The organism is Acinetobacter brisouii (assembly GCF_008993995.1).
GTDB lineage: Bacteria > Pseudomonadota > Gammaproteobacteria > Pseudomonadales > Moraxellaceae > Acinetobacter > Acinetobacter brisouii_A.
In genome coordinates this window covers 25,653-32,534 of record NZ_BKNN01000035.1, presented here as the reverse complement: position 1 = coordinate 32,534, position 6,882 = coordinate 25,653, and the positions used below count along the sequence as shown (strand labels likewise).

Here is a 6,882-nt window from a genome sequence, read left to right as displayed (position 1 = left end):
AAGAGTTGTTAACTCTTTTACAGTAATTTCAAACCTGAGATTATGCCTTGATTTGCTCAGTAAAATAAACGGATTGATGGACTGGCTTAAGATCATTTTTGATATTTTCAAAAAAAATAAACTAAAGTTTTTATAGAGTTAAAGTGATTAAAAAAACAAATGAACTCATTATTTTGTGGTAAGCAGCCGACATAATTTAGCTCTGCTTGTATGTTTTTTATTAACTATATGCTATAACCATAATAACGGCATAAAAATTGCTTGGGTCTCGTGGGATAGGAATCTTTATGAAGTTATCTGTAGGATTAAAAATAGCGAATTCATTGTCGCTTACGCCACAATTACAACAGGCTATCCGACTTTTACAACTTTCTAGCCTTGAATTAGAGCAAGAAATTCAGATTCAGCTAGACAGTAACCCATTACTTGAAAAAGTCGAGGACTTGTCTAGTGCGGAAACTGATAGCGATGCCGACCGTGAATATGAAAATAAAGATTTAACCAAAGAGTTAAATGCGGATTATTTACCTGATGATTTACCTGTTGATACGGATTGGGATGAAGTCTATACCCATCAATCAACAGCATTGGGAACTTCTGAGTTTGAAGAGCGTGAGGATAATCGTCAGAGTAATTTGAGTTTGCAAGAACATATGCAGAATCAGATTAATTTACTGAATTTCTCCAAAGTAGATCAATTAATTGCCTATTGTATTATTGATTCATTAGATGAAAAAGGTTTTCTAGATGCTGAAATTGTAGAGATTACCGCCTCGGTACAGCATTTATTACAAGAATTAGATTATGATGATGTAGTTGAAAATGAAGAAGTTTTAGTTGTTTTAAAGCATTTACAGCGCCTAGACCCGATTGGTATAGGGTCACGTAATTTAGCTGAATGTTTAAAAATTCAATTGGAATATTTACCGCCAGCCACACCATCACGTTATGAAGCTTTAAAAATGCTGGAGTATTATCCGCTGCTTGTTTCTAATGATATTAATAAGTTAATGAAACAAACAGGATTAACTTCTGATCAATTAAAAGCATCAATTGAACTCATTAAGACATTAAAGCCATATCCTGGTAGTGATTTTGAGTCAGGCGAATCGGAATACCAAATTCCAGATGTGGTTGTGACCAAAAAACAGGATAACTGGCAAGTTCAGTTAAATCCAGATGTGATGCCGAAACTTCGGGTCAACTCTTTTTATTCCAATATGATTCGACGTGCAGATCAAAGCGCAGATAATCAATATTTGCGTAATCAGATGCTTGAAGCTAAAAACTTTATCAAGAGTGTCGATGAACGTCATAAAACCTTGCTGAAAGTGGCGAGCTGTATTGTCAAACATCAAAAGGCATTTCTAGAGCAAGGTCCTGAGGCAATGAAGCCTTTGGTGCTGCGTGATGTCGCTGAAGAAGTGGAATTGCATGAGTCTACAGTGTCGCGTGTCACGACGAATAAATACATTCTGACGCCACGTGGTCTGTTCGAATTGAAATATTTCTTTTCAAGTCATGTGGGCACAATGACAGGTGGTGAATGTTCGTCAACAGCAATTCGTGCCATGATTAAGAAAATGATTTCGGTGGAAAACCCACGTAAGCCATTGTCTGATAACGCAATTGCAAATTTATTGAAAGAAGATGGAATTAATGTTGCACGGCGTACGGTTGCCAAATATCGAGAATCATTGAACATTCCGTCGTCTTCTGACAGAAAAGTATTGATTTGAAGAGGTGAATTTGTTAATTCTAAAGATTCATCATGACAGCATGATGAATTTTTTTTCTTGGAGTGGCTTGTGATGTTTGAATGAGAGTGAAATAAACTGTGATTGCATTCATCATCAGCCATAGCGATCTTTATCCTGAGCATTTATGAGGGATAGTGGTATGCAATTAACAATTCGTGGACATCATTTAACCATTACACCTGCGATAGAAGAAAATATCCGCACTAAGTTTGATCAAATGACCAAACATATTGATCAAGTGAATAGTATGCAGGTAAAACTCTCTAAAGATCACCAACTTGATAAACGTTCTCGAAAAGGGAGTGCCAATCATATTGCCGAGGCGATTATTCGTTTGCCTGGCGCTGAACTTTTTGCACAAGCGTGTGCCGATGACATGTATACTTCCATTAATAAATTAACTGAGAAAATGAAACGACAACTGGCAAAACATCGTAAAATGCAGATGATTTTTCCACAAGTTATTGTTCCAGTTTAATTTTTAACTTAAGGTAAAGAGGTTTTTTATAAACCTCTTTTTTTATGGCAATTTTACGATTGCCTAATGAATAATTTTTTTTAGATATAGTAAAATAGCCAGTTTTTACAACGTAGGTCTTACACGAGGTCTTTTACCCATGAATAGTGAACAGCTCACTGAAATTTTAAAAGCAACTTTTCCACATGCAGAAGTTGTTGTGAGTGGACAAGCTGGAAAGTTTGACCTACGTATTGTTGATGATCAGTTTGAAGGCAAACGCCCTGTTGCTCGTCAGCAAGCGGTTTATGCACCATTAAATGATTATATTGCCAGTGGTGCAGTACATGCTGTGACCATTCGTGCAATGACGAAAGAAGAATGGCGCAAAGCTAGCTTGTTTGGAGCTTAATGATTTATGGATAAATTTCTCATCCAAGGTGGTCAAAAATTAGAAGGTGAAGTCCGTATTTCGGGTGCTAAAAATGCAGCGTTGCCATTATTGGCAGCGGTGATCTTAGCAGATTCACCAATTCGTATTTCAAACATGCCAAACCTTCGTGACGTCAACACGCTAGTGAAGCTGATTGCTGGTTTAGGTGTGACGATTGAATATTCGGGTGATACGGTTACTGCGGATACCTCAACATTAAATAACCAATTTGCGCCTTATGACTTGGTGAAAACCATGCGCGCGTCGATTTTGGTGCTAGGCCCATTGGTCGCACGTTATGGTGAAGCGAAAGTCTCTTTGCCAGGTGGTTGTGCCATTGGTTCACGTCCTGTTGATCAACATTTAAAAGCATTAGAAGCTTTGGGTGCGCACATTGAAGTTGAAAATGGTTATGTACATGCCAAAGTTGACGGTCGCTTAAAAGGCGGTGAAGTTGTCTTTGATATGGTGACTGTAGGCGGTACAGAAAACATTCTGATGGCTGCAGCACTGGCTGACGGTGTGACCACAATTCGCAATGCAGCACGTGAGCCTGAAATTACTGATTTGGCACAAATGCTGATTAAGATGGGCGCTAAAATTGAAGGTTTAGACACCGATACGTTGGTGGTGACGGGTGTTGAAAGCCTGCATGGTTGTGACTATGCCGTCGTCGCAGACCGCATTGAAACAGGTTCTTACCTTGCTGCTGCTGCAATTACTGGTGGTCGTGTCAAAACGACACATACCGATCCTGCATTGCTTGAATGTGTCCTCGACAAGTTTGAGGAAATGGGTGCCGAAGTCACACGTGGTGATGACTGGATCGAGTTAGACATGCAAGGTAAACGTCCGAAAGCGGTCAGCTTCCAGACTTTACCGCATCCTGATTTCCCAACAGACATGCAAGCACAGATCATGGCGGTGAATGCGATTGGTCGTGGTTTTGCGACGATTTCAGAAACGATTTTTGAAAACCGCTTTATGCATGTCCCTGAATTGTCACGTATGGGTGCCAATATTCAGGTCGAAGGCAATGATGCAGTCGTAACAGGTGTTGAGCAACTTTCAGCAGCACCAGTTATGGCAACCGATTTACGCGCGTCTTTTTCATTGGTGCTAGCCGCACTTGCCGCAGAAGGTGAAACCTTGATTGATCGTATTTATCATATCGATCGTGGCTATGAAAATATCGAAGCGAAACTACAAGGTATTGGCGCAAAAATTAAACGAGTAAGTGGATAAGAAATGAACGAGTTTAGAAACGATGATCCGAATTTCAATGTGATGGGTAATTTTGATCATGGTTTAACCTTAGCCCTCAGTAAAGGTCGAATTTTAAAAGAAACTTTACCTTTACTGGAAACAGCAGGCATTAACTTGCTTGAAGACCCTGAAAAATCACGTAAATTGATTTTTCCGACCACGCATAAACTGGTTCGTATTTTGATTTTACGCGCTTCAGATGTACCAACCTACGTGGAAAATGGTGCGGCAGATTTGGGTGTGGCGGGTAAAGATGTCCTTATGGAACATGGCGCACAAAATGTCTATGAACCATTGGACTTGAAAATTGCCAATTGTCGTCTCATGACTGCTGCCAAAGTGGGAATGGTTCGTCCTCAAGGTCGTTTAAAGATTGCCACCAAGTATGTGAACTTAACCCGCCAATACTATGCCAGCTTAGGCGAGCAAGTAGATGTCATTAAGCTGTATGGTTCTATGGAATTAGCGCCATTGGTCGGTTTAGGTGATTACATTGTTGATGTGGTTGATACAGGTAATACTTTACGTGCCAATGGTTTAGAGCCACTTGAAGAAATCTGCAAAGTCTCTTCACGCCTGATTGTTAATAAAGCTAGCTTTAAACGTAAGCAAGCGTTGTTAAATCCGATCATTTCTCAGCTTGAAACGGCTGTGAACGAGCGTCAAAAGCAAAAATAATTGCTTGTGAATCAGAAAACCGCCAAATTTGGCGGTTTTTTTTATGACTGAGATTTTCAAAATCCGAGTATCTTGTAACAAAATCCAATCATTCCACATCAATAAATACATGTTAAAAATAACGGCTGAAAAAGAAGTAGCGATGACAATGAAAACACCACAACAACGTAAAGAAGCCTCAATACATATCTTGAAACAGCATATCATCCCATATATTGATTGGTTACCAGTCATTGAATCTGTTGAAGAAATTGAAGCCCGAACTGCAGAACATATCGCCAAACGAGCCATTGCTTGTTTGTGGGTGATACAGGTTGCCTGTGATTTGGATAATCAGAAATATGATGATGAAACTCAGGAATTTGTTTTCGATGTTTTGAGTCGCATGCAAGTCTTGGATGAACTAACAGAAAAAGAAAAGGCAATTTTAAATCGGGATGTGTCACAGCAAGATGTGATCAACATGGTTTGGAAATATGAAGCCTATTGGGTTTTGCTTTGGGCTTTAGGCATTGTGGATGCGTTGAATTATCCTGAAAGTATTGTTGATTGTGACTTTGCGATTCAGGCAGTGACTTCGGTTGAATCTTTTGATGAGTTTATGCAAAAAGTCCAGTTGCGGGACATGGAAGAAATTTTAGATCAGGCTGATTTGATCTATCGTTATGACTGGGCATGTGTTGATGCACGCTTAAAACAACAGGCTGCTCCAGCAGGTCTTAATGCATCCGTGGTGATGGAACGTCATGCTGCATTAAACTGGTTGATTCAACGTGATGGTGATTGGGATCATCCTGATGTCAGTACCTAAAGATGATTCAGCAGCTCAAAAGTAATTTTCTATCAAGCTTTTGCGATAGATGTTGAGTTGTTGTCCACAAGTCAGTCGAAACAGGGTAAACTAAAACCTCATTTTTGTTTAAACACCTTGTGGGTAAATTGATGCGACGTTTATCGACTCAAGCGCAGGACTTCCAGCAAGCCTTCGCTGATTTATTGGCTTTTGAAACAGTCAATGATCCAGAACTGCTCAAAACTGTAGACCAGATTATTGCCGATGTACGCCAACATGGCGATGCACATGTACTTAAATTAACTCAGCAGTTCGATCGACATCCAGCGCATCAATTTTCAGATCTTGAATTGTCTCAAGCTCAGCTTAAAGCAGCTTTTGAGGGGTTAAACGCTGAGGTTCGTGAAGCACTCGAACTGGCTGCCAATCGTATTCGTTCATTCCACCAAGCACAAAAGCAAGATGGCTGGAGTTATGTGGATGATTTGGGTAATACTTTGGGTCAGAAAGTTACCCCATTAGACCGCGTCGGGATTTATGTGCCAGGTGGTTTGGCGTCTTATCCATCGTCAGTGTTGATGAACGCTGTGCCTGCACATGTTGCGGGTGTCCCTGAAATTATCATGGTTGTGCCTGCACCCAATGGTGAATTGAATCCCTTGGTTTTAGCTGCGGCTTATTTGGCAGGGGTACATCGCGTATTTACCATTGGCGGTGCGCAAGCTGTTGCAGCATTGGCCTATGGCACAGAAACCATTCCACGTGTTGATAAAATCACAGGGCCGGGGAACCGTTTCGTGGCTGCGGCAAAACGTGCAGTGTTTGGTCAGGTGGGTATTGACATGATTGCAGGGCCATCTGAAATTTTGGTGTATGCCGAAGGTCAGAACGATGCCAAATGGATCGCGATGGATGTGTTGTCACAAGCCGAACATGACACAGTCGCGCAAGCGATCTTGATCACACCCGATGAAGACTTCTTAAATGAAGTGGCTGAAGCGATTGAAGAACATTTGGCTGCATTGCCAAAAGCGGAGATTGCCCGTACATCAATTGCCAATCGTGGTGCATTGGTATTGGTCAAAGACCGTGCAGAAGCGATTGAATTGATTAATCAGGTTGCACCTGAGCATTTAGAACTTTGTCTCGATGATGCAGAAGCCATGAGCCAAGACATTCGCCATGCGGGTGCAATTTTTATGGGACGTTTTACCCCTGAAGCAATTGGGGATTACTGTGCAGGACCGAACCACGTTTTGCCAACCTCAGGCACAGCACGTTTTTCATCACCATTGGGTGTTTATGATTTCCAAAAACGCTCAAGTTTAATTATGTGTTCTGAGCAGGGTGTGAAAACACTGGCGAAAACCGCAGACATTTTGGCACAAGAAGAAAACTTGGATGCGCACGCACGTTCTGCACGCTACCGTTATCAACCTGCTTAATGATCTATAGAAATTTGAGGGCTGTTTTTTCAGCCCTTTTTTGAGATGAC

7 protein-coding genes are annotated in these 6,882 nt (G+C 40.9%); all 7 read left to right on the top strand.

Translation table 11 applies throughout. From position 1 onward, the window contains the following. The first annotated feature begins 287 nt into the window (after positions 1–287). The 7 genes from GBN19_RS09750 to hisD all read left to right on the top strand — a co-directional run bounded on the left by GBN19_RS09750 (position 288) and on the right by hisD (position 6,832). Positions 288–1,739 (top strand): RNA polymerase factor sigma-54, encoded by a 1,452-nt coding sequence (locus GBN19_RS09750; protein ID WP_151777997.1) that lies wholly within the window; start codon positions 288–290, stop codon positions 1,737–1,739. A 160-nt stretch (positions 1,740–1,899) separates the two neighbouring features. After that, entirely contained in the window at positions 1,900–2,238 is a 339-nt protein-coding gene (gene hpf, locus GBN19_RS09745; RefSeq protein WP_151710025.1) for a ribosome hibernation-promoting factor, HPF/YfiA family, read from the top strand. A gap of 139 nt (positions 2,239–2,377) precedes the next feature. Beyond that, positions 2,378–2,629, top strand: coding sequence for a BolA family iron metabolism protein IbaG (ibaG, locus tag GBN19_RS09740; protein WP_111896057.1), 252 nt, complete (start codon positions 2,378–2,380; stop codon positions 2,627–2,629). Between the two features lie 6 nt (positions 2,630–2,635). Continuing rightward, a complete protein-coding gene (murA, locus tag GBN19_RS09735) occupies positions 2,636–3,895 on the top strand; it encodes a UDP-N-acetylglucosamine 1-carboxyvinyltransferase (RefSeq protein WP_151710026.1) in 1,260 nt (419 codons plus the stop codon). A gap of 3 nt (positions 3,896–3,898) precedes the next feature. Further along, on the top strand, positions 3,899–4,594 hold the full coding sequence (gene hisG / locus GBN19_RS09730) for an ATP phosphoribosyltransferase (RefSeq protein ID WP_151710027.1): 696 nt from the start codon (positions 3,899–3,901) through the stop codon (positions 4,592–4,594). A 148-nt stretch (positions 4,595–4,742) separates the two neighbouring features. Beyond that, positions 4,743–5,405, top strand: a complete 663-nt coding sequence (locus GBN19_RS09725) for a DUF4272 domain-containing protein (RefSeq protein WP_151778000.1) — start codon at positions 4,743–4,745, stop codon at positions 5,403–5,405. A gap of 119 nt (positions 5,406–5,524) precedes the next feature. After that, on the top strand, positions 5,525–6,832 hold the full coding sequence (gene hisD / locus GBN19_RS09720) for a histidinol dehydrogenase (protein WP_162625973.1): 1,308 nt from the start codon (positions 5,525–5,527) through the stop codon (positions 6,830–6,832). Positions 6,833–6,882 lie beyond the last annotated feature (50 nt).